18 protein-coding genes are annotated in these 19828 nt (G+C 71.5%); 8 read left to right on the top strand and 10 right to left on the bottom strand.

Annotation, left to right across the window (positions count from 1 at the left end):
* Positions 1-149: 149 nt before the first annotated feature.
* Together G569_RS45470 and G569_RS0104270 are read right to left on the bottom strand one after the other, a co-directional pair.
* On the bottom strand, positions 150-854 hold the full coding sequence (locus G569_RS45470; RefSeq protein WP_053225832.1) for a GntR family transcriptional regulator: 705 nt from the start codon (positions 852-854) through the stop codon (positions 150-152).
* Positions 851-2017 (bottom strand): NAD(P)/FAD-dependent oxidoreductase, encoded by a 1167-nt coding sequence (locus G569_RS0104270; protein WP_028062500.1) that lies wholly within the window; start codon positions 2015-2017, stop codon positions 851-853. The genes G569_RS45470 and G569_RS0104270 overlap by 4 nt, the downstream gene beginning before the upstream one ends.
* Before the next feature lie 46 nt (positions 2018-2063).
* Here G569_RS0104270 and G569_RS0104265 point away from each other — a divergent pair, with 46 nt between their 5' ends.
* Complete coding sequence (locus G569_RS0104265) at positions 2064-3086, top strand: trans-sulfuration enzyme family protein (RefSeq protein WP_028062499.1); 1023 nt, start codon at positions 2064-2066, stop codon at positions 3084-3086.
* Here the strand turns inward: G569_RS0104265 and G569_RS0104260 are convergent.
* A complete protein-coding gene (locus tag G569_RS0104260; protein ID WP_053225831.1) occupies positions 3071-4687 on the bottom strand; it encodes an acyl-CoA mutase large subunit family protein in 1617 nt (538 codons plus the stop codon). The two genes, G569_RS0104265 and G569_RS0104260, sit on opposite strands and share 16 nt — an antisense overlap.
* Positions 4688-4710: 23 nt before the next feature.
* On the opposite strand from G569_RS0104260, the gene selA reads away from it, so the two are divergent.
* Positions 4711-6045: an L-seryl-tRNA(Sec) selenium transferase gene (selA, locus tag G569_RS45465; protein WP_169542061.1), complete on the top strand. Its 1335-nt coding sequence runs from the start codon at positions 4711-4713 to the stop codon at positions 6043-6045.
* A gap of 87 nt (positions 6046-6132) precedes the next feature.
* Here the strand turns inward: selA and G569_RS0104250 are convergent, their stop codons facing one another.
* Both G569_RS0104250 and ilvB read right to left on the bottom strand, forming a co-directional pair.
* Positions 6133-8475, bottom strand: a complete 2343-nt coding sequence (locus tag G569_RS0104250) for an arylsulfatase (RefSeq protein WP_245602350.1) — start codon at positions 8473-8475, stop codon at positions 6133-6135.
* Between the two features lie 176 nt (positions 8476-8651).
* The gene (gene ilvB / locus G569_RS0104245) at positions 8652-10325 is read right to left on the bottom strand and encodes a biosynthetic-type acetolactate synthase large subunit (protein WP_028062496.1); all 1674 of its coding nucleotides are present in this window, start codon (positions 10323-10325) and stop codon (positions 8652-8654) included.
* A gap of 146 nt (positions 10326-10471) precedes the next feature.
* On the opposite strand from ilvB, the gene selB reads away from it, so the two are divergent.
* Positions 10472-12100: a selenocysteine-specific translation elongation factor gene (gene selB, locus G569_RS64450; protein ID WP_053225828.1), complete on the top strand. Its 1629-nt coding sequence runs from the start codon at positions 10472-10474 to the stop codon at positions 12098-12100.
* Here selB and tenA read toward each other — a convergent pair.
* Together tenA and G569_RS0104230 are read right to left on the bottom strand one after the other, a co-directional pair.
* Entirely contained in the window at positions 12045-12632 is a 588-nt protein-coding gene (tenA, locus tag G569_RS0104235; protein ID WP_211232901.1) for a thiaminase II, read from the bottom strand. The genes selB and tenA overlap by 56 nt on opposite strands.
* Before the next feature lie 47 nt (positions 12633-12679).
* Positions 12680-13207 carry a ferritin gene (locus G569_RS0104230; protein ID WP_028062494.1) on the bottom strand — a complete coding sequence of 176 codons (528 nt, stop codon included), beginning with the start codon at positions 13205-13207 and terminating at the stop codon, positions 12680-12682.
* Positions 13208-13233: 26 nt separating this feature from the next.
* On the opposite strand from G569_RS0104230, the gene G569_RS60805 reads away from it, so the two are divergent.
* The 3 genes from G569_RS60805 (at position 13234) to G569_RS0104215 (ending at position 15976) form a co-directional block, all read left to right on the top strand.
* On the top strand, positions 13234-13416 hold the full coding sequence (locus G569_RS60805; protein WP_371683450.1) for a hypothetical protein: 183 nt from the start codon (positions 13234-13236) through the stop codon (positions 13414-13416).
* 24 nt (positions 13417-13440) lie between these two features.
* Complete coding sequence (locus G569_RS0104220; RefSeq protein ID WP_028062493.1) at positions 13441-14382, top strand: UDP-glucuronic acid decarboxylase family protein; 942 nt, start codon at positions 13441-13443, stop codon at positions 14380-14382.
* Positions 14383-14446: 64 nt separating this feature from the next.
* Positions 14447-15976: a sugar transferase gene (locus tag G569_RS0104215; protein WP_245602347.1), complete on the top strand. Its 1530-nt coding sequence runs from the start codon at positions 14447-14449 to the stop codon at positions 15974-15976.
* Here G569_RS0104215 and G569_RS0104210 read toward each other — a convergent pair.
* The 3 genes from G569_RS0104210 to G569_RS0104200 are packed head-to-tail and all read right to left on the bottom strand — an operon-like array spanning position 15956 to position 18064.
* Complete coding sequence (locus G569_RS0104210; RefSeq protein ID WP_028062491.1) at positions 15956-16543, bottom strand: TetR/AcrR family transcriptional regulator; 588 nt, start codon at positions 16541-16543, stop codon at positions 15956-15958. The genes G569_RS0104215 and G569_RS0104210 overlap by 21 nt on opposite strands.
* Positions 16544-16545: 2 nt before the next feature.
* Positions 16546-17304 (bottom strand): SDR family NAD(P)-dependent oxidoreductase, encoded by a 759-nt coding sequence (locus tag G569_RS0104205; protein ID WP_028062490.1) that lies wholly within the window; start codon positions 17302-17304, stop codon positions 16546-16548.
* Positions 17305-17326: 22 nt separating this feature from the next.
* Positions 17327-18064 (bottom strand): MBL fold metallo-hydrolase, encoded by a 738-nt coding sequence (locus G569_RS0104200; RefSeq protein WP_028062489.1) that lies wholly within the window; start codon positions 18062-18064, stop codon positions 17327-17329.
* A 62-nt stretch (positions 18065-18126) separates the two neighbouring features.
* Here G569_RS0104200 and G569_RS0104195 point away from each other — a divergent pair, with 62 nt between their 5' ends.
* Complete coding sequence (locus G569_RS0104195) at positions 18127-18804, top strand: response regulator transcription factor (RefSeq protein WP_053225826.1); 678 nt, start codon at positions 18127-18129, stop codon at positions 18802-18804.
* Complete coding sequence (locus G569_RS0104190) at positions 18801-19808, top strand: sensor histidine kinase (protein ID WP_028062487.1); 1008 nt, start codon at positions 18801-18803, stop codon at positions 19806-19808. The genes G569_RS0104195 and G569_RS0104190 overlap by 4 nt, the downstream gene beginning before the upstream one ends.
* Positions 19809-19828: the final 20 nt, after the last annotated feature.

Below are 19828 nucleotides of genomic sequence, written 5' to 3'. Positions count from 1 at the left end.
GAATGGTCGGTCCGACCGATGTGGTGCAGCCGCCAGTGGCTCGGGCCGGCCGCGCTCGCGATGCGGCCCTCTGGGCCGTGAGCAGCGTGGGTGGCGCGAGGCGCTGCGGATGTGCCGCAGCGGGCGCACCGGAATTCTTCAGCGGGCTCTTAGGCGCCCTGGCTGAGCGCGGTCCACAGGGCCTCGTCGAACGCCTCGGGGAGGAGTGCGACGAGGTCACGGACCCAGCGCTCGTACTTGCTGCGCCAGAGCGCCTCGGCCTCGGCGGCGTCGCGGCGCACGATCGCGGCGTGCAGCGCCTCGTCCTCGGCGAGGAAGCGCTCGAGCTTGTCGTCGTAGCCGATGTGCAGTGCGGTCAGGAAGGCGCGGACCTGCCAGGTCAGGCGGTCCCACTCGCGGGTCGCGCGGGGGAGGCCGGAGGCGGCGATGATCGTCGACTGGTAGGCGAGGTCGGCGTCGGCGGCGCGGCGCGCGTCGTGGGCGGCGGTCGCGGCTCGCAGCCGGTCGAGCGCGTGCTCGAGGTCCGCCTCGGGGACGCGGTCCTCGAGCATCGACTTGTGCAGGGCGAGCGAGCCGAGCGAGGCGCGCAGGGCGTAGACCTCGAGGACGTCGAGTGCCTTGACCAGAGGCACGATCGCGCCGCGGTTGGGGATCAGCTCGATCAGGCCGTCGCGTTCGAGCAGGCGCAGCGCCTCGCGGATCGGGCCGCGCGAGATGCCGAGTTGCTCGGCCAGCGGGATCTCCTTCAGGCGGACGCCGGGCTCGAGCCGGCCGTCGAGGATCGCGGCGCGCAGCGCGTCGACGGCGACGTCGACGTTGGAGGGCGCGGGGCCGCGGTGGCCGAGCGCGATCACACGATGTTGCGCTCGGGGCGCAGGTCGGCGCGCGCGAAGCGCTCGACGCTCAGCGGCGCGATGTCGGCGAACGTCGGGCGTTGCAGGACGAGGTCGCGCAGCAGCTCGCCGGTCGCCGGGCCCTGGAGGAAGCCGTGGCCGGAGAAGCCGGTGGCGTAGAGGAAGCGGCTCACGCCGTCGGCCTCGCCGATGATCGCGTTGTGGTCCGGGCTCATGTCGTAGAGGCCGGCCCAGCCGCCGCGGATGCCGGTGTTCGCGATCCGGGGCGCGCGGCGTTGCGCGATGTCCAGCAGCGCGGGGATCCAGTCGTCCGTGGTCTCGGTCGAGAAGTTGCCGAGCTGCTCGTTGGGGTCGCTCATCCCCATCAGCAGGCCCGGGCCCTCGCCGTGGTAGTAGAAGGAGGTCTCGAAGTCGATCGTCAGCGGGAGGTCGCGGGGCAGATCCTCCATCGGCTCGGTGAAGAGCACCTGGCGGCGGAGCGGGGTGACCGGGAGGTCGATACCGACAAGCTCGCCGCACGCGCGCGACCAGGCGCCGGCCGCGCAGATCACCGTGTCGGTCTTGACCACGTGGTCCTTCGTGTGCACCGCCTCGACGCGGCCGCCGTCGACGTCGATCGCCGTGACCTCGCGGCCTGTGGCCAGATGCGCACCGAGCTCGCGGGCGCCGAAGGCGTAGCCCATCACGACCGCCTCGGGGGTCGCGTGACCGTCCTGCGGCGAGTAGCTGGCGGCGATGATGCCGTCGACCTCCAGGAGCGGGCTCAGCTCCTTCGCCTCCTGCGGCGTGACCATGCGCGTCTCGAGGCCGAGCTCGTTCTGCAGCGCGGTGCTCGCGGTGAAGTCCTCGACCTGCTCCTCGGTGCTGAAGAGGAACAGGTAGCCGACCGCGTGCAGGCCGATGTCCCAGCCCGGGCGGTCGTTGAACGCCTTGAAGGCCGCGGCGCTGCGGCGCGCGATCTCGATGTTCAGCGGGTCGCTGAACTGCGTCCTGAAGCCGCCCGCGGCCTTCGAGGTCGAGCCGCTGCCGAGCTGGTCGCGCTCGAGCAGGACGACCTTCGCCCCCGCCTCTGCCAGGTGGAAGGCGGCGCTGGTGCCGACGACCCCGCCGCCGACGATGACGACGTCGGCGCTGTCCGGGACGGGTGTGTTGCGGGCGGCCATTCGAGCAGGTTGCCAACTCGATTGCAGATTGTCAACAATATGCACTATGGACCGTTCGACGATCGCCATCCACGCCGGGCGCGGGCCGCGGGTCGCGGGCGCGCCGCTGAACGCGCCGCTCGTGCTCGCCTCGAGCTTTCACGGGGGCGACTACGCCCGCGAGGAGGGGTCGCCGACCTGGGAGGCGTTCGAGGACGCGATCGGCGCCCTGGAGGGCGGTGCCGCGGTCGCGTTCTCGTCGGGAACAGCGGGGGCGGCGGCGATCATCGAGACGCTGCCGGCGAAGGCGCGGGTCGTCGCCCCGGTCGCCGGCTACGCCTGGACGCGCTCGCTGCTGGCGACGCGGGCGGCGGTGGGGCGGATCTCGCTGGTCACGGTCGACACGACGGACACCGGCGCGACGTTGCGCGCCGCGGAAGGCGCGGACCTCTTGTGGCTGGAGTCGCCGTCGAATCCGCTGCTGGAGGTCGCGGAGTTGGACGTCCTGTGCGCGGCGGGCGTGCCGGTCGCCGTCGATTCGACGTTCGCGTCGCCGCTGCTGCAGCGGCCGCTGGAGCTGGGCGCGACGTTCTCGATGCACAGCGCGACCAAGTTCATCGGCGGGCACTCCGACCTGCTGATGGGGGTCATCAGCACGCGCGATCCGGCGGCTCTGCGGCACGCGCGGGCGCAGGTGGGTGCGACGCCGGGCGCGCTGGAGGCGTTCCTCGCGCTGCGCGGGCTCCGGACGTTGCCGCTGCGGCTCGAGGCCTCGTCGCGCACCGCGGCGACGCTGGCCGAGCGCTTGTCAGCCCATCGGGCGGTGCGGGCGGTTCACTACCCCGGGCTGGAATGGCGCGAGCGGGCTTCGCGCTTCATGGACGCCTTCGGGGCGATGCTGTCGTTCGAGGTCGCCGATCCGGCGGCGGTGTGCGCGCGGGTGCGGGTGTTCACGCACGCGAAGTCGCTCGGCGGGGTCGAGTCGCTGATCGACGTGCGCGGCCCGTCGCTGTTGCGCCTCAGCGTCGGGTGCGAGCACGTCGAGGACCTCTGGCGGGATCTCGACGAGGCGCTTCAGATCTCCGGCTGATAGTCGCCGAAGACCTCGCGCAGCGCGCCGCAGACCTCGCCGACCGAGGCGTGGTCCTTGAGCGCCTGGCGGATCGGCGGCAGCAGGTTGTCGCTGCCCTCCGCCGCGGCGCGCAGTTCCTGCAGACGCTTGGCGGTCACGTCGTTGTCCCGGTTCTCCTTGAACGCCTTGAGTCGCTTCAGCTGCTGGCGCTCGGACTCGGGGTCGACGCTGAGGATCTCCTCGACCTCGGCTGCGTCCTCCACGTAGCGATTGACGCCCACGACGATGTCCTGCTCGGTGCGGTAGCGCTCGTGGTAGCCGAAGGCCGACTCCTCGATCTCGTTCTTGATGAACGCGATCGCGTCGACCGAGCCGCCCAGCTCGTCGACCTTCTCGATCAGCGCCCAGGCGCGCTTCTCGATCTCCGCGGTGAGCGACTCGACGTAGTAGGAGCCGGCGAACGGGTCCACGGTGTCGGTGGCCCCTGACTCGTGGGCGATCACCTGCTGGGTGCGCAGCGCGAGCTTGGCGGCGCGCTCCGACGGCAGCGCGAGCGCCTCGTCGAACCCGTTCGTGTGAAGGCTCTGCGTCCCGCCGCAGACGGCCGCGAACCCCTGAAGGGCCACTCTGACGACGTTGTTCATCGGCTGCTGGGCCGTGAGCGTCACCCCGCCCGTCTGCGTGTGGAAGCGCAGCATCAGGCTCTTCGGGTCCTTCGCACCGAAGCGGTCGGCCATCGCGTGCGCCCACATGTTTCGTGCGGCGCGGAACTTCGCGACCTCCTGGAACACGTTGTTGTGGCCGTTGAAGAAGAACGCGAGGCGGGGGGCGAAGTCGTCGACCGCGAGGCCCGCGTCGATCGCCGCCTGCACATAGGCCATGCCGCTCGCGAGCGTGAACGCGACCTCCTGGACCGCCGAGGCGCCCTTCTCGCGGAAGTGGTAGCCGGAGATCGAGACCGTGTTCCACTTCGGGATGTTCGCCTTGCAGTAGGCGAACAGGTCCGTCGTCAGCCGCATCGAGGGCTCGGGCGGGTAGATGAAGTTCCCGCGGGCGATGTACTCCTTGAGGATGTCGTTCTGGACCGTCCCGCGGAGTTTCTGCGACTCGACGCCCTGCTCCTCCGCGACCAGTTCGTAGAGCAGCAGTAGGACCGCCGCGGGCGCGTTGATCGTCATCGAGGTCGAGACCTCGTCGAGCGGGATCCCGTCGAAGGCGGTGCGCATGTCCTCGAGCGTGTCGATCGCCACGCCCGTGCGCCCGACCTCGCCGAGGCTGCGCGGATCGTCCGAGTCCAGGCCGAGCTGCGTCGGCAGGTCGAAGGCCATGCTCAGGCCCGTCGAGCCGTTCTTGAGCAGGTACTTGTAGCGCTCGTTGGACTCCTTCGCCGACGCGTAGCCCGCGTACTGGCGCATCGTCCACGTGCGCTTGCGGTACATGTCCGCGTGCACGCCGCGCGTGTACGGGAACTCCCCCGGGTTGCCGAGGTCCAGGTCCTCGGGCAGGTCCGCGCTCGTGTACAGCGTCTTGACCTCGATGCCCGAGTCCGTGAACCGGCGCGGATCGTCGGGACCCACGACCGGCGCGACCGAATCCGCGTCCTTGTCCTCGATGGCCATGGCTCTGAGATTACGCTGTGGCCGTGGCTCGTGTCCGGGATCTGCCGCCGGTCGACACGCTGGCGGCGCAGGTCGACGCGCCGCGCGCGTTGGCGCTCGCCGCCGCGCGGGCGGTGCTGGCCGAGCGGCGGGCGGAGCTGCTCGGGGGTGGGTCCGGGGAGGCCGACCTGGGCGCGCGGGCGCGGGCGTGGGTGGCGGATGCGAAGCGGTGCTCGCTGCGGCGGGTGCTGAACGCGACCGGCGTGATCGTCCACACGAACCTCGGTCGCGCGCCGCTCGCGGATGCCGCGCGAGAGGCGGTCGCGCGGGTCGCGGAGGGGTACTCGACGCTCGAGTCCGACGTCGCGGCGGGCACGCGGGGCTCGCGCCATGCGCACATCGAGCCGCTGCTGTGCTCGCTGACCGGCGCGGAGGCCGGTCTGGCGGTCAACAACGGCGCGGGAGCGGCGCTGCTGGCGGTCGCGGCGTTGGCGGGGCCGGGTCGTTCGGTCGTCGTCTCACGAGGCCAGCTGGTCGAGATCGGCGGCGGGTTCCGCGTCCCGGACGTGATCGCCCAGGCGGGCGCGCGGCTGGTCGAGGTCGGGACCACGAACCGCACGCGGCTCGCCGACTACGAGCGCGCGCTCGACGAGCACACGGCCGCGATCCTGCGCGTCCACCAGTCCAACTTCCGCCAGCTGGGCTTCGTCGAGGACGTGCCGGTCGAGGCGCTGTGCGAGCTCGGTGTCCCGGTGATCGACGACGTCGGCTCGGGAGCGCTGGGGCCGCTCGACGCGCCCGTGGGCGGCGGCGAGGATTCCGCGGCGCGCGGCGAGCTCGCGGCCGAGCCCTCCGTGCGGCGCTCGGTCGCGGCCGGCGCCGCCCTCGTCGTCTTCTCCGGCGACAAGCTCCTCGGCGGGCCGCAGGCGGGCGTCATCGTCGGCCGCGCGGAGGCGGTCGAAGCGGCGAAGCGGCATCCGCTGGCGCGGGCGTTGCGGATCGACAAGCTCTCGCTCGCGGCGCTCGAGGCGACGCTGCGGCTGCATCGCGACGACCCGGCGCAGATCCCCGTGCTCGCGATGCTCCGCGCGCCCCGCTCCGTGCTCGAAGCGCGCGCCCGGCGACTCGCCGAGGCCGTGGGGGGCGAGGTCGTCGAGAGCGTCGCCCGGATCGGCGGCGGCGCGCTCCCGCTGCTCGAGCTTCCCGGCCCGGTCGTCGCGCTGCCGGAGTCACTCGCCGCGCCGCTGCGCGCCGGCGACCCGCCCGTGCTTGGCCGCCTCGAACACGGCAGGCTCCTCCTCGACCCGCGCACGCTCGCCGACGACGAGCTCCCACTCGTCATCGCCGCGGTTAAACGGGGTCTGACCCCGTTCAGATAAACGGGGTCAGACCCGTTCAGGGGGCGAGGTCATCGAGGGATGTGTCTGTCATCGCTCGTTTCCGTTCTTGGCCCGTTGGGTCGTTTGCTATTGGCGCGCCATCGCGACGCGCAGGCGCTCCTCAGGCATGATCAGGTGGTCGGCGTCTTCTGCGTCCTCGCCGAGATCGACCTGCACCCAGTTGACCGTGCCGGTGAAGACGCTGCTCTCGCCCTCGTAGTCGTCGCTGACCGGGGACGCGGAGTCCTGTCCGACGTCAGCGGTCTCATCCGCGGAGAAGATCAGTGGCACAGTGGCCTCGACGCGACCTTCACCGGTCTTGTCACCGTCGACGTAGAGCGTGACGGTGCCGCCCTTGGCCAGGCCGCCGCCGTCGTAGGCGAACTCCATCCGCACCTGATGCGTTCCGGACGCGATCGCGGCGTCGGCTCCGATCTTGAAACGCTGCAGGCCGAGCAGGTTGTAGCAATAGATCGGGCGGCCATCTTTCACGTAGAGGCTCCAGCCGGCGAACGCGCCGCCTTGGGCCAGGATCACGCCCTCGGCGCCCGTCTCGGGCACGACGACCTCCGCGGTGACCGCGTGAGACTTGTTCTTGGTGTTGAGGATGCTGTTCTCGCTGAGGCGTCCCATGCCACCGAAGAGCAGCTGCGACTTTCCCTTCACGAGCTCCGGGCGGCCGACGAGGTCGGCGTTGAAGCGCTCGACGCGACGGTCGTCGAGCGGGAGCACGTTGTACTTGCGCGCCTCCTCGAGCCAGAGCTGTTGCAGTTCGGCCAGCTTTTCCGGCATCTCGGCGGCGAGGTCGTGCGCCTGGCTCCAGTCCGTCGTCGTGTCGTAGAGCTCCCAGACGTCGTCCGAGAACGGCGGCAAAGCTCCCGCCACCACCCATGGCACGCTGTGGTTGGTGACCGCGGTCCAGCCCTGGTGGTAGATGCCGCGGTTGCAGAACATCTCGAAGTACTGCGTCTCGTGGCGGTCATTCTCGGTCGCCCCGTCGAACGAGTAGGCCATGCTCACGCCCTCGATCGGCCGCTGGGCGACCCCGTTGACGGTCGTCGGTTGGGGGAGCCCGGCCGCTTCGAGCACGGTGGGGGCGACGTCGATGACGTGGTGGAACTGCGAGCGGATCTCGCCGCGCGCGGCGATCCCGCGCGGCCAGTGGACGATCGTGCCGTTGCGCGTTCCGCCCCAGTGTGAGGCGACCTGCTTCGTCCACTGATATGGCGTGTCCATCGCGTGCGCCCAGCCGACCGCGAAGTGGTTGTAGGCCTTCGGTGTGCCGAAGTCGTCGATGTGCGCCGCCATGAACTCGGGCGTCTCGAGGGCCGCGGCGCCGTTGAAGATGAACGTCTCGTTGAAGGTGCCGTTGATCCCGCCTTCAGCGCTGGCCCCGTTGTCGCCGATGATGTAGTAGACGAGCGTGTCCTCGAGCACGCCGAGGTCGTCGAGCGCATCGACGAGCCGACCGACGTGGTAGTCGGTGTGCTCCAGGAAGCCGGCGTAGACCTCCATCTGGCGGGCGAGAATCGGCTTCAGTTCATCCGGCATGTCATCCCAAGCCGGAATCTCGTCGTGGCGGGCCGTCAGCTTGGTCTCGGCGGGCACGACTCCGAGCTCCTTCTGCCGGGTCAGGATCTCTTCGCGCAGCGCATCCCACCCCTGGTCAAAGCGCCCCTTGTACCTGTCCGACCACTCCGTCGGAACGTGATGCGGAGCGTGCGTCGCGCCCGGCGCGAAGTACATGAAAAACGGCTTGTCGGGCATCAGCGACTTCTGCTGGCGCGTCCACTTGATCGCCTTGTCGGTCATGTCCACGGTGAAGTGGTAGCCCTGCTCCGGCGTCGTCGCGGGCTCGACCGGCGTCGTGCCCTCATAGACAGCCGGGTAGTACTGGTTCGTCTCTCCGCCGATGAACCCGTAGAAGTACTCGAAGCCTCCGCCGCCGGTCGGCCACGCGTCGAACGGGCCCATCGGGCTCGTCTGCCAGACCGGCACCTCGTGGCACTTGCCGAACTGGGCCGTCGAATAGCCGTTCAGCAGCAGCGTCTGCGCCAACGGGGCGCAGGTATTGGGGCGAACCGAGTTGTACCCGGGCGCCGAGGTGGCCAATTCCGTGATGACCCCCATTCCCACCGAATGGTGGTTGCGCCCCGACAGCAAGGCCGCCCGCGTCGGCGCGCACAGCGCCGTCGTGTGGAAGCGGCTGTACCTAAGGCCGTTGCGTGCCAGCCGCTCAGCCGTCGGCGTCGAGCACGGTCCGCCGAACGCGCTCGAGGCGGCGAAGCCGACATCGTCGAGCAAGACGACGAGCACGTTGGGCGCCCCCGCCGGTGGCCGAAGCGGCTCGATCGCCGGGAACGACGCGTCCGGGTCCTTCGCGTCGAACGGGAGAGCTCCTTCGAACGGCCTGTCGGGGATCGGCAACACGCCGCGATGCAGTCCATCGGACCCAGCCTGGCTCACGATGTTCCTTTCGACCGGTTGTTCCTCCCACCACCCTCTCCGCTCGATCACCCGCGGTCATCACCCGATAAGGGTTATGGCGCGAACTCGACGAGGCGCCCGCCCGCGCCCCTGGCGCGGGGCGGGCACTCGGATGGGGTTCAGCCGATCATCTCCCGCGCCGCGCCGCCGGGCCTGAACATCGGCAGGCAGTTCGCCTCGGGCGCGATCCGGACGTGCAGGAGCGCCGGACCCGGCTCGGCGAGCGTCTCGGCCAGCGCGTCATCGACGTCTTCGCCGTCGCCGATCGAGCGCGCGGCCCACCCGAAGGCGCGGGCGAGCAGCTCCCAGTCGGGCGACGCGCCGAGGTCGACCGCCGTCCGCCGCCCGCCCCAGAACAGGTCCTGCTGCTGGCGCACCATGCCCAGCGAGGCGTTGTCGAGCAGCAGCACCTTGACCGGCAGCCGCTCCTCGACCGCGGTCGCGAGCTCCTGGACGTTCATCAGGAACGAGCCCTCGCCGGAGACGCAGACGACGGTGCTGTCGGGCGACGCGGCCTGGGCGCCGAGCGCGGCCGGGAGGCCGAAGCCCATGGTCCCGAGCCCGCCGCTCGTGATCCAGCGCCGCGGCGTCTCGAAGCCCAGCCGGCCCGCGGCCCACATCTGGTGCTGGCCGACGTCGGTGGTCACGATCGCGTCGCCGAGGCTCGCCGCCAGGCGGTCGAGCGCGAACTCGGGCGCCACGCAGCCGGGTTCGGCCGGCTCCGGCTCGCGCAGCGGGTGCGCCGCCTGCCAGCCGCGGATCCGGCGCCACCACTCGGCCAGCCGCGTGGGGTCGGCGTCCAGCTTCCCGTAGCACTCGATCAGCGCGGACAGCGAGAGCTTCGCGTCGCCCACGACCGGCACGTGCGCGGTGACGATCTTGCCGATCTCCGACGGGTCGACGTCGATGTGCACGATCTTCGCGTCACGCGCGAACTCGTCGATCGCGCCGGTCACACGGTCGTCGAAGCGGGCGCCGATGGCGACGATCAGGTCCGCCTCGTCCATCGCCCAGTTGGCGACCCTGGTCCCGTGCATGCCCAGCATGCCCAGCCACTGCGGGTGGCTCGCGGGGATCGTCCCGAGCGCCATCAACGTGGTGGTCACGGGCGCGCCGGTCAGCGCCGCGAGCTCACGCAGCTCGTCGGACGCGTCGGCGTTGGTGACGCCGCCGCCGGCGTAGAGCACGGGCCGTCTCGCGTTGGCGATCGCCTCCGCCGCGCGGCGGATCTGGCGGCCGTTCGGCCGCTCCCGCGGGCGGTAGCCGGGCAGGTAGGGCGGGTGCGTCGTGTCCCGGGCAGGCGCATTGGCGATGTCCACCGGCACGTCGATGAGCACCGGTCCCGGGCGTCCGGAGGTCGCGATGCGCAGCGCGTCGACGACCGCCTGGGCGACCTCGTCCGCGCTCTCGACCGCGATCGAGTGCTTGACGAGCGGCTGCGTGATGCCCATCACGTCCGCCTCCTGGAAGGCGTTCGTGCCGCGCAGCGTGGTCTTCACCTGGCCGGTGATGAACAGCGTGGGCGTCGAGTCCATCGCGGCGTCGGCGATCGCGGTGACGAGGTTCGTCGCTCCGGGGCCGGACGTGCCGATGGCGACGCCGATGCGCCCGGTCGCTCTCGCGTACCCCTCGGCGGCATGTCCGGCGGCGGCCTCGTGGCGCATCAGCACGTGGCGGATGGTGCTGTCGTGCAGGGCGTCGTAGATCGGCAGGCACGCCCCGCCGGGGATGCCGAAGACGGTGTCGATTCCCGCGCGCTCGAGCGCGCGGATCAGGGCGTCGGCGCCGCGCATGTGCGCTTGGGATGAGTCGTGAGGGTGGTGGAGACGGGAATGAGTACGACGAGGCAAAGGGCCATGAGGGAACTCCTTGGAGAATTGGGCGCCGGGGGCGCGGACTAACGGACGGCGAGGTGCACGCCGGGGGATACTCGTAAGGCGTGCAGGCCGGTCACGAGCTCAATGATGCCACACCGCTGACCGTCGGGACGGCGGGCCACATCGATCACGGCAAGACCGCGCTCGTCCTCGCCCTGACCGGTCACGACACCGACCGGCTGCCGGAGGAGAAGGCGCGCGGGATCTCGATCGCGCTGGGCTACGCGCCGCTGTCGCTCGGGCAGCGTCGGCTGAGCGTGGTCGACGTGCCCGGCCACGAGCGCTTCGTGCGCACGATGGTCGCGGGCGCGACGGGGATCGACCTGTACCTGATGGTCGTCGCGGCCGACGACGGCGTGATGCCGCAGACGCGTGAGCACGCGGCGGTGCTGGCGGCTCTGGGCGTGTCGGTCGGCGTCGTGGCGATCACCAAGGCCGATCTGGCCGACCCGGCGCGGGCGGCGTCCGAGGCGGCCGAGCTGCTGCCGGGCGCTGAGCTCGTGCCGGTCTCGACGCGCACGGGCGCGGGGCTCGACGAGTTGCGGGCCGCCTTGTCGCGCGCGGCGTCGCGCGTGGTGAGCCGAGCGGGTGACGGGCCGTTGCGCCTGCACGTCGACCGCGTCTTCAGCATCCACGGCGCCGGCACCGTGGTGACCGGCACGCTCTGGTCCGGCGTGGCCGAGCGCGGCGCGACCGTGACGGTCCTGCCGGCGGGCAGGACCGCGCGGGTGCGGAGCGTGGAGGTCCACGACGAACCGGTCGAACGCGCGCAAGCAGGCCAGCGGGTCGCGCTGAACCTGGTGCTCGCACGGGACGAGGTGGCGCGCGGCGACGTGGTCGTCGGCGCGCCGCCGCGCGGCGGCGCGGGCGCGGCGGGTGCGGGCGGCGCGGCGGGCGCCGCGGGCGCGGCGGGCGCGGCGGGTGCGGCGGGCGCGGCGGGTGCGGGCGGCGCGGCGGGCGCCGCGGAGAGCGGCGGCGCACCACTCCGCGCGACGTTCCGGGTCGACGTCGCGCTCTCGTGGGCCACGCCGGACGCGCGGCCCGAGGGCGGCGCGCGCGTCGGCGTCCATCACGGCACGCGCGAGACCGCCGCGCGGCTCGTCGAGCTCGGCGGGCGGTTCTGCCAGCTGCGGCTGGAGGAGCCGATCGTTCCCGCCGCGGGCGACCGCCTCGTGATCCGCAGCCTCGCGCCGCCGGACACGCTCGGCGGCGGCGTCGTCCTCGACCCGCAGCCGAAGCGCCACGGGCCGAGCCGCGACCTCCTCGCCCGCCTCGCCCGGATGGAACGCGGCGAGGCGGAGCCCGAGTCCATCCCCGCGCCGGCGCCGAAAGCGCCTGAGCGAGCGCCGCTCTCCGACGCCGCGCTCGCGCTCGAGCAGCGCTATCGCGAGGCGGGCACGGAGCCGCCGCTCGACGACGCGCCCGCCCTGCTGGCCGAGCTGCGCGAGCATGACCGGCTCACCCGGCTCGGCCCCGCGATGCACGTCCACCCCGACGCGCTCGACGAGGTCCACGACCTCGTCGTCGAGATCATCGAACGCGACGGCCAGATCACGCTCGCCCAGCTGCGCGACGTGCTGCGGACCTCACGCAAGTACGCGCAGGCCTACCTCGAGCACTTCGACGCCGCGAAGCTCACGCTGCGCCGGAGCGAGGCCCACGTGCTGCGTAGGCAGCGTCCCAGAACCTGACCTCGTGCTCGCAGGAGGCGGTGAACGCCGCCGACATGCGGTCGAAGTCGCCTGAGACCTCGTCCACGATCCCGCGCGCCCAGTCGGCGAGCGACGCGAACTCGGGCGACGCGTACATGTCGATCCACTCGCGGTAGCGATCCGACGTCGCCTTCAAGGACGCGCCGATCTCCGCATACGTCCACATGCACGGCAGCACCGCGGCCGTGAGCTCGGCGTAGTCGCCGAGCGCAGCGACCCGCAGCAGGAAGTCGCAGTACGCCGCGGTCGCCGGCTCGACCGTCACGGCGTGCAGGTCGTCCACGCCCCAGCGGGCCGCGAACGCGCGGTGCAGCTCCATCTCGGTCTCCAACACCGACGACGCGAGCCCCGCGAACTTGCGCATGTCCGCCAGCCGCGGTGCCCGCGCGGCGCCCAACGAGAGCAGCCGTCCGTAGTCGACGAGGAAGAGGTAGTCCTGGCGGATGTAGAACCGGAACGCGGCCTCGTCCAACGACCCGTCGCCCAACTCGCGGACGAACGGATGCGACACCGCCGCGTCCCACACACCCGAGGACGCGGCGCGAAGCTGATCGGACCTCAACCGCCGGCGGGCCGCGGCGCGGTGGGGTCGGTCCCCTCGCCGCCGGACTGCTCGCGGGCCATGTAGTTCTCGACCTCCATGACGTCGTTGCGCGAGCGCTCGACGACCTTCAGGAGATCGGACATGGTCGCGACCTCTTCGACCTGCTCCTTGATGAACCACTGCATGAACTGCTCGGACGTGTAGTCGCCCTCGGAACGGGCGACGCCGGCCAGCGCGTTGATCTGCGCCGACACCCGCTTCTCCTGGTCGAGCGCGAGCGCCACGGGTGCGACGACGTCCTCGAAGGCCACCTGCGGCGCCGCGACACCGGGGATGACGACCTCCTCGTCGGCGTCGATCAGGTACTGGACCATCATCATCGCGTGGTCGCGCTCCTCGAGCGCCTGCGCGTAGAAGAAGCGGGCGAGCTGCGGGAGCGTTTCGGCGTCGTAGTACACGGCGCACGCCACGTACTGCTGGTGCGCGGCGTACTCGTGAGCGATCTGCTCGTTAAGCAAAGAGACAAAGGCTTCGGCGGCCATGGCGGGTGATGCTATCTGTAGCCAGGATTAGGGTGGCCAAAGTCATCAAGCCCAAGAAGCGCTGCTGTAAGAGCAGGCCACGCTGCAAGAAGTGTCCCGTGGTGTGCAAGCGGCTGGTCAACGCCGGACTCGCCGAAAAGCGCTCAAACGGGACGTTCGTGCTGCACGTGGACGTGACGAAGAAGGCCCTGAAAGCGGCCCGTCACTAGCCGTCTGGCTATCCTGCCGCCCACATGGCCACCTGCCTAGTCACCGGTGGCAGCGGCTTTCTCGGCTCACATCTGTGTGATGCGCTGCTGTCCCGCGGTCACCGGGTGATCTGCGTCGACAACTTCGAGACCGGGTCGCTCGCCAACATCCAGCACCTTCGCGGCGGGAACTTCGTCTTCCTGCACAAGGACGTCACGGTCCCGTTCTTCGTCGAGGAGCCGGTGGACTTCGTCTACCACTTCGCGAGCCCGGCGAGCCCGATCGACTACCTGCGGCTGCCGCTGCACACGCTCAAGGTCGGCTCCTATGGCACCCACCACGCGCTGGGTCTGGCGAAGCTGCACCGCGCGCGGTTCCTGACGGCGTCGACGAGCGAGGTCTACGGCGACCCGCAGGTCCATCCGCAGCCGGAGTCATATTGGGGCCATGTGAACCCGATCGGGCCGCGCGGCGTCTATGACGAGGCCAAGCGGTACGCGGAGGCGCTGACGATGGCCTACCACCGCCAGCAGGGCGTGGACACCGCGATCGTGCGGATCTTCAACACGTACGGGCCGAGGATGCGACCGCACGACGGGCGCGCGATCCCGACGTTCCTGCGCCAGGCCCTCCAGGACCGCCCGATCACCGTGTTCGGCACGGGCGATCAGACGCGCTCGTTCTGTTACGTCGACGACCTGATCGACGGGATCATCCGGCTCGCCGAGTCCGGCATCCATCAGCCGGTCAACATCGGCAACCCGAACGAGTTCACGCTGCTGGAGCTGGCCAAGGCCGTGCTCGAGGTCACCGGCTCGCGCTCGGAGATCGTGTTCGAGGCGCTGCCGACCGACGATCCCCAAGTCCGCCAGCCGGACATCTCACTCGCCCGCGAGCTGCTCGGCTGGGAACCGACCGTGGAGCTGCGTGACGGCCTCCGGCGCACGCTGGACGCCGCCGGTACCGCCGCGCTCACCGGTCGCTAGGCGAGCTGAAACCACGAAACCGCGAGACATCCTCACCCGCCGCCCGTTGAGGCCAACGAAGCCAGTGGCAGACGCACCCACACAGATCCCCGAGGCGCCCCGGACGCCGTCGAACGCCCCTGCGCGCGACACGCTCGTCCTGCCGCCCGTGGACGTGCGTCGCAAGCGGCCGCCGGCGCTCTCGTTCCTGCTGCGGATGGAGACGCTGCGCAAGGCATCGCGGGTGATCTCGCTGCTGGCGCTGGACTTCGCCGGCCTGCTGGCCGCGCTGGTCGTGGCGCTGATGGTCAAGTCGGTGATCCGCGACGGCGCGTGGGCGTGGGGCGACAACCTCCACGAGGCGCGCCGGACGATCGCCTTCGCCTACCTGGTGACGGTCCTGCTGTTCGCCCGCTCCGGCCTGTACGCCGAGCGCGCGCAGCGTCCGGGCCTCGCGCGGATCGTGTCCTCGCTATTCCAGGTCACGGTCGTCTCGCTGATCTTCGCCCTGGTCAACGACCAGCAGTACTCGAGCTACTACATCTTCTACGGCACGTTCGTGTTCGCCGTGATCATCATCGGCTCGGTGCGCTGGGCGTACGAGGGCGTGACGGGCGCCATGCTGCGCGCCGCGGGCTACCGCCGGCGCGCCGTGCTGGTCGGCTCCGGGCGTCACATCGAGGACGTCGCGCACGCGCTCACGGACGAGGTGCACGCGCCGGTCGAGATGGTCGGCTTCATCTCGCTCACGCCGCGGCCGGACAACGGGCTGCGGTCGCTGGGGCGGATCGAAGACGTCGCGCGGGTGCTCGACGTCTACCGCATCCAGGAAGTGATCATCGCCGACCCGGACTTCCCGCAGGAGCGCGCGGTGGAGCTCGTGGACACCTGCCACCAGCGCGGCGTCACGGTGCGGATCGCGCCCTCGACGATGGAGATCCTCGTCCAGCGCGCGGAGTTCGTGCCGGGCGCGTCGGTCCCGCTGTTCGAGCTGCGCCCGCCGGTCTTCGACGGCATCGACTTCTTCGTCAAGCGCTCGTTCGACATCGTCGTCTCGGCCTTCCTGCTGCTGGTCCTCGCACCGCTGCTGGCCACGATCGCGCTGGCCGTGCGGCTTTCCTCGCGCGGGCCGATCATCTACCGCTCGTTCCGGCCCGGGATCGGCGGCGAGCCGTTCGCCTGCCTGAAGTTCCGCACGATGTTCACCGACGCCGACGAGCGCCAGCAGGAGCTCGAGAAGTTCAACGAGGTCTCCGGCGCGCTGTTCAAGATCCGCCTGGACCCGCGCGTGACCCGCGTCGGCCGCGTGCTGCGCCGCTACTCGCTGGACGAGCTGCCGCAGCTGATCAACGTGCTGCGCGGGCAGATGTCGCTCGTCGGGCCGCGGCCGCTGCCCCAGCGCGACTTCGACATGCTCGACGACTGGCACAAGAAGCGCTACCTCGTGCTGCCGGGCGTCACCGGCCTGTGGCAGATCTCGGGCCGCTCGGAGCTGGACTTCGACGACCTCGTCCGGCTCGACTTCCTCTACCTCGAGCGCTGGTCGGTCGGCCTGGATCTCGCGATCCTGCTCAAGACCATTCCCGCGGTCTTTTCACGCCGCGGCGCCTTCTAGGAGCCGCTCCGTGGCCGCGTCCAGCGCGGCCTCCAGATAGCGCGGGCTGCCCGTGCTCATCAGCAGCGCGACGCCGCCCTGCACGGCGGCGAGGATGATCCCCGCCGTCTCGTCCGGGTCAGGCGTGTCCGGCCGGAACGCGCGCACGCCGGCGGTGAGCAGCGCCTCCCAGCGGTCCATGAGATCGCGCACGATCGCCCGGGCCTCCGGGCTCGACTTGCCGAGCTCGGATGTGAGCGCGGCCAGCGGGCAGTGCTCGCCCTGGAGCGTGTAGCGCTCGATCACGAGCGCCTGCCACGCGCGCCAGGACTCCGCGGTGGAGAGATCGTCGAGCGGTGGGCGCTGGTCGTCGAGCACGCGGTCGGCCTCGTGCTGGGCGACCGCGGCCAGCAGCTCCGTCCGCCCGCCCGGGAAGTAGTGGAAGAGCTGGCTCTTGCTGGTCGCGGTCGCGGCGCGGATGTCGTCCATGGCGACCGCGGCGATCCCGCGCTCGCGGATCAGCGTCGCGGCGCCGTCGACGATGCGGGCGCGAGTCGCCGCGCCGCGCGCGGTCAGCTCGCGCTCCATGGCTACAGCGTACGAGTCGAAGCCGCGCCTCCGTCCACGTAGAGCGTCTCGCCGTGCAGGTAGGACGCGTTGTCGGACGCCAGGAACACGGCGGCGCTCGCGATCTCCTCCGGCCGCGCGAGCCGCCCGGCCGGGAACCGCTTCGTCGCCTCGCCGAGGAAGTCACCGTGGCCGGCGTTGCCCTCGGTCATCGTGATCCCGGGGGCGACCGCGTTGACGCGCACGCCGGACGGGCCGAGCTCGGCCGCCCAGCTGCGGGTGAGCTGGTCGAGCGTGGCCTTGCTGGCGGCGTAGAGCGCGCCCGTGGGCACGCCGACGGTGGCGATCCACGAGCTGACGTTGACGATCACGCCCTCGCCGCGCTCGACCATCGCGCCCGCGATCGCCTGCGTGAGGAAGACGGGGGCGCGGACGTTGACCGCGATCACCGCGTCGAAGGTCGCCTCGTCGAGCGAGAGCGTCTGCGTCGGGGGGTACACGCCCGCGTTGTTGACGAGGATGTCGACGCGGCCGAGCACGCCCGTCGCCGCGTTCGCCAGCGCGGTGACGGCCTCGATCGACGCGCCGAGGTCGGCGGCGACGAAGTCGGCTCTGCCGCCGCTCGCGCGGATGCCCTCGACGACCTCCGCGCCACGCGCGGCGTCGCGCCCGGACACGGCGACGTGGGCGCCCGCGGCGGCGTAGGCCTCGGCGATCGCGCGGCCGATGCCGCTCGTCGCCCCGGTGATCAGTGCTGTACGACCATGAAGAGATTGGACCATGCGGTCCAGTGTAGTGGACCGCTCAGTCCAGAGTCTCGCCGTCATCCGGGATCCGCACGTTCGGCAGGTGCAACGCCCGCAGGTCCGCCCGCGTCTGCGTGCTGTGCGAGACCGTCTCGAAGTGCACGGCGACGATCGTCGCGTCGGGGACCTCCGCGGAGAGCGCCGCGACGTCGTCGTTGTCCATCACGATCGGCCCGCCCTCGTTGAACTGGGCCGCGGACGCGTTGACCACGATGTAGTCCGGGTCGTACTCGGCGACCGCCGCCCGCACCTCGTCGCAGAGGATCGTGTCGCCGGCGATGTAGACCGTCGGCTCGCCGGGCGCGGCCAGCACGAAGCCCGACACCGGCGCCATCGCCGCGCCGATCTCCCCGACCCCGTGCTGGCCGTCGGTGCGCGCGATCAGGATGTCCGAGAGCTTCGCGTCCCCGTGCACGGGCCGGACGTCCGTGAACCCGTCGGCATGCAGCCGCTCGGCGTCCTGCGGCTGGGAGAACAGCGGCAGATGGCGCGGCAGCAGCTCCCGCGCGGTGTCGTCGAAGTGGTCGCGGTGCAGGTGGGTGACGAGCAGCGCGTCGATGCCCTCGACGACCTGCTCGGCCGGCACCGGGAGATCGCCGAGCGGGCTGCGGCGCGGGTTCGGCGTGTTCGGGACGGCCTCGCGCGCGCCCGCGGGATCGAGCTGCGGGTCGACGAGCAGCGTGTGTCCGCCGTAGACGAGGCGGAGCGTGGCGGAGCGGATCAGTGTGAGTTGCACCTGCACAGGATCGCCACAAGATCCGCCGCGCGTTCCCATAGACCGGTGACACACTCGGTGCCGTGCAAGGGCCGCTGATCTGCGTCATCGAGGACGAGGAGGTCATCGCCAACGCCGTCGCCGCCCGGCTGCGGGCCGAGGGGTTCGACGTGCGGTTGGCGCATGACGGGCACACCGGGGTCGCGTTGTGCGATCAGGTGCGGCCGGACCTCGTGGTGCTCGACCTGATGCTCCCCGGGCTGGACGGGCTCGAGGTGTGCCGGCGGGTGCAGCGCGACCGGCCCGTGCCGGTGCTGATGCTGACGGCGCGGGGCGAGGAGTCCGATCTGCTGGTCGGGCTGGCGGTGGGCGCGGACGACTACATGACCAAGCCGTTCTCGCCGCGTGAGCTGGTGGCGCGCATCCGGGCGCTGCTGAGGCGGGTGGAGCGGCGGCCGGCGCCGCCTGGGGACGCGGTGGTGCTCGGCGCGCTCGAGATCGATCCGGCCGCGCGGCTGGTCAAGGTCGCCGGCGACACCGTGCACCTCACGCCGACCGAGTTCGACCTGCTGGCGCTGCTCGCGGCGCGGCCGGGGGTCGTGTTCTCGCGCGACCAGTTGCTCGCCGAGGTGTGGGGCTGGCGCGACGGGTCCGGCCAGCGGACCGTCGACTCCCACGTGCGCGGGTTGCGGCGAAAGCTGGGCTCGGACCTCGTCCGCACCGTGCACGGGGTCGGCTACGCGCTGGAGGCGGGCCGATGAGGCCCCTCGATCGGCTGCAGTCGATCAAGGTCAAGCTCGGCGTCGTGATCGTGTCCACGGTCGCGGGCACGGTGATCGTGCTGGCGATCGGGTTCCGGCTCGGCTGGTCGCTGGAGCTGCGCACGCTGGTGGCGGCGGTGATCGCGCTGGCGATCGTGCAGATCCTGGCGCGGGGGATGACGTCGCCGCTGCGTGAGATGGCGGCGGCCGCATCGGCGATGGCGCGCGGCGACTACGGGCGCCGGGTGACCGCGACCTCGCGCGACGAGGTCGGCGACCTCGCGCGGGCATTCAACGCGATGGCGGCGGAGCTCGCCGACGTCGACCGCATGCGCCGCGACCTCGTCGCCAACGTCTCGCACGAGCTGCGCACGCCGCTCGGCGCGTTGCAGGCGCTGCTGGAGAACCTGGTCGACGGCGTCGAGCCGCCCGACCCGGCGGCGCTGAGGACCGCCCTGTTCCAGACCGAGCGGCTCGGCCGGCTCGTTCAGCAGCTGCTAGACCTGTCCAAGCTCGAGAGCGGGGCGCTGGCGCTCAAGCCGGCACCGTTCCCGATCCGCCCGCTGCTCGAGCAGGCGACCCGCGAGTGCGAGCTCGGCGAGAACTTCCACGCCCACCCGGTGTGGCTGCGCGTCACCGTCCAGCCCGGCGACCTGCGGGCGGTCGGCGACGCCGAGCGCATGCACCAGGTGATCTCGAACCTGCTGGAGAACGCGGTCCGCCACTCGCCCGCCGACGGCCGCGTGTGGCTGAGCGCCCACGCCGCCACGGCCGGCGTGACCACGATCGAGGTCGCCGACGAAGGGCCGGGCATCCCGCTCGGTGAGGCGGAGCGGGTCTTCGAGCGCTTCCATCGCGTCGACGCGGCGCGTGCCGCGCGGGACGGAGGCACCGGCCTCGGTCTTGCCATCGCGCGCTGGATCGTCGACGCCCACGGCGGCACGATCGCCGTCCGCGACCGGGAGCCGCACGGCTGCCGCGTCGTCGTGGAACTTCCCCGCTAGGGGTCCGCCGACAAATACCG

Origin of the sequence: Solirubrobacter soli DSM 22325 (genome assembly GCF_000423665.1) — a bacterium.
Classification (GTDB): domain Bacteria; phylum Actinomycetota; class Thermoleophilia; order Solirubrobacterales; family Solirubrobacteraceae; genus Solirubrobacter; species Solirubrobacter soli.
The sequence above is the reverse complement of the archived record's forward strand: the minus strand, read 5'-3'. Positions and strand labels throughout refer to the sequence as shown.